Raw genomic sequence first — 3,262 nt, 5'->3', positions numbered from 1 at the left:
TGCTCTTTAACAATCTGGAAAGCTGATTTAAAAAGTAGTTCTCAAACATTTGTTACAAGTGCTTTGGAAACTTCTTGGCGAAAACCAAATTTTATTTGGTCCTTGTTGTACTTCAACAAGCAAGCGTTGTTTCGACGACACTTCTTGGGGTTGTATGGTTAAGTGACTAAGCGTACATGGTGGATGCCTTGGCAGTCAGAGGCGATGAAGGACGTACTAACCTGCGATAAGCTGTGAGAAGTCGGTAAGAGACGCTATTACTCACAGATTTCCGAATGGGGAAACCCACCCAGCATAAGCTGGGTATCTATTACTGAATACATAGGTAATAGAGGCGAACCGGGAGAACTGAAACATCTAAGTACCCCGAGGAAAAGAAATCAACCGAGATTCCCTCAGTAGCGGCGAGCGAACGGGGATTAGCCCTTAAGTTTCTTGGAAGTTAGTGGAATGGTCCTGGAAAGGCCAGCGATACAGGGTGATAGCCCCGTACATGAAAACGACCTTGAAGTGAAATCGAGTAGGGCGGGACACGTGACATCCTGTCTGAATATGGGGGGACCATCCTCCAAGGCTAAATACTCCTGACTGACCGATAGTGAACCAGTACCGTGAGGGAAAGGCGAAAAGAACCCCTGTGAGGGGAGTGAAATAGAACCTGAAACCGTGTACGTACAAGCAGTGGGAGCCCTTCGGGGTGACTGCGTACCTTTTGTATAATGGGTCAGCGACTTACATTTTGTAGCGAGGTTAACCGTATAGGGGAGCCGTAGGGAAACCGAGTCTTAACTGGGCGTCTAGTTGCAAGGTGTAGACCCGAAACCGGGTGATCTAGCCATGGGCAGGTTGAAGGTTGAGTAACATCAACTGGAGGACCGAACCCACTAACGTTGCAAAGTTAGGGGATGACCTGTGGCTGGGGGTGAAAGGCCAATCAAACTCGGAGATAGCTGGTTCTCCCCGAAAGCTATTTAGGTAGCGCCTCGGACGAATACTACTGGGGGTAGAGCACTGTTTGGACTAGGGGGTCATCCCGACTTACCAACTCCATGCAAACTCCGAATACCAGTAAGTAATATCCGGGAGACACACGGCGGGTGCTAACGTCCGTCGTGAAGAGGGAAACAACCCAGACCGCCGGCTAAGGTCCCAAAGTTCTGGTTAAGTGGGAAACGATGTGGGAAGGCTCAGACAGCTAGGATGTTGGCTTAGAAGCAGCCATCATTTAAAGAAAGCGTAATAGCTCACTAGTCGAGTCGGCCTGCGCGGAAGATGTAACGGGGCTCAAACCAGGCACCGAAGCCGCGGATTCATACTTATGTATGAGTGGTAGGGGAGCGTTCTGTAAGTCTGCGAAGGTGTATCGAGAGGTATGCTGGAGATATCAGAAGTGCGAATGCTGACGTAAGTAACGATAAAGGGGGTGAAAAGCCTCCTCGCCGGAAGACCAAGGGTTCCTGTCCAACGTTAATCGGGGCAGGGTGAGTCGACCCCTAAGGTGAGGCCGAAAGGCGTAATCGATGGGAAGCAGGTTAATATTCCTGCACGACTTGTAATTGCGATGGGGGGACGGAGAAGGCTAGGTGGGCCAGGCGACGGTTGTCCTGGTGAAAGTGCGTAGGTGGTGTTTCTAGGCAAATCCGGAGACACAACACTGAGACACGAGACGAACGCACTACGGTGCGGAAGCCATTGATGCCCTGCTTCCAGGAAAAGCCTCTAAGCTTCAGATTACAAGTCATCGTACCCCAAACCGACACAGGTGGTCGGGTAGAGAATACCAAGGCGCTTGAGAGAACTCGGGTGAAGGAACTAGGCAAAATAGAACCGTAACTTCGGGAGAAGGTTCGCTCTTGACAGTGAAGTCCCTTGCGGATGGAGCAGTTGGGAGTCGCAGTGACCAGATGGCTGGGACTGTTTATCAAAAACACAGCACTCTGCAAACACGAAAGTGGACGTATAGGGTGTGACACCTGCCCGGTGCCGGAAGGTTAATTGATGGGGTTAGCGCAAGCGAAGCTCTTGATCGAAGCCCCGGTAAACGGCGGCCGTAACTATAACGGTCCTAAGGTAGCGAAATTCCTTGTCGGGTAAGTTCCGACCTGCACGAATGGTGTAACCATGGCCATGCTGTCTCCACCCGAGACTCAGTGAAATCGAATTCGCCGTGAAGATGCGGTGTACCCGCGGCTAGACGGAAAGACCCCGTGAACCTTTACTACAGCTTGGCACTGAACATTGAACCTACATGTGTAGGATAGGTGGGAGGCTTTGAAGGCGTGACGCCAGTTGCGCTGGAGCCGTCCTTGAAATACCACCCTTGTATGTTTGATGTTCTAACGCAGGGCCCTGAATCGGGCTCGCGGACAGTGCCTGGTGGGTAGTTTGACTGGGGCGGTCTCCTCCCAAAGAGTAACGGAGGAGCACGAAGGTTGGCTAATCCTGGTCGGACATCAGGAGGTTAGTGCAATGGCATAAGCCAGCTTAACTGCGAGACGGACAGGTCGAGCAGGTACGAAAGTAGGTCATAGTGATCCGGTGGTTCTGAATGGAAGGGCCATCGCTCAACGGATAAAAGGTACTCCGGGGATAACAGGCTGATACCGCCCAAGAGTTCATATCGACGGCGGTGTTTGGCACCTCGATGTCGGCTCATCACATCCTGGGGCTGAAGTCGGTCCCAAGGGTATGGCTGTTCGCCATTTAAAGTGGTACGCGAGCTGGGTTCAGAACGTCGTGAGACAGTTCGGTCCCTATCTGCCGTGGGCGTTGGATGATTGAAGGGAGTTGCTCCTAGTACGAGAGGACCGGAGTGAACGAACCTCTGGTGTTCGGGTTGTCACGCCAGTGGCACTGCCCGGTAGCTAAGTTCGGAATCGATAACCGCTGAAAGCATCTAAGCGGGAAGCGAGCCCTGAGATGAGTCATCCCTGACCCCTTGAGGGTCCTAAAGGGCCGTTGGAGACCACAACGTTGATAGGTGGGGTGTGTAAGCGCGGTGACGTGTTGAGCTAACCCATACTAATTACCCGTGAGGCTTAACCATACAACACCCAAGAAGTGTTCTAAGGCTTGTAGCAAATACCAAGCGAACTACTTACGTCAGCTTTCCAAGATTGAAGAATTTGCCTGGCGGCCATAGCGCCGTGGAACCACCTGATCCCATGCCGAACTCAGAAGTGAAACGCGGTAGCGCCGATGGTAGTGTGGCATTCGCCATGCGAGAGTAGGACACTGCCAGGCACCCAATTTAAGAACCCCG

2 rRNA genes are annotated in these 3,262 nt (G+C 52.1%); both read left to right on the top strand.

Annotation, left to right across the window (positions count from 1 at the left end):
- Positions 1-156: 156 nt before the first annotated feature.
- Positions 157-3,046, top strand: a 23S ribosomal RNA gene (locus ACE1BR_RS09270).
- Between the two features lie 82 nt (positions 3,047-3,128).
- Positions 3,129-3,243, top strand: a 5S ribosomal RNA gene (gene rrf / locus ACE1BR_RS09265).
- Positions 3,244-3,262 lie beyond the last annotated feature (19 nt).

The organism is Aeromonas sp. MdU4, assembly GCF_041929505.1.
Classification (GTDB): Bacteria; Pseudomonadota; Gammaproteobacteria; order Enterobacterales; family Aeromonadaceae; genus Aeromonas.
The sequence above is the reverse complement of the archived record's forward strand: the minus strand, read 5'-3'. Positions and strand labels throughout refer to the sequence as shown.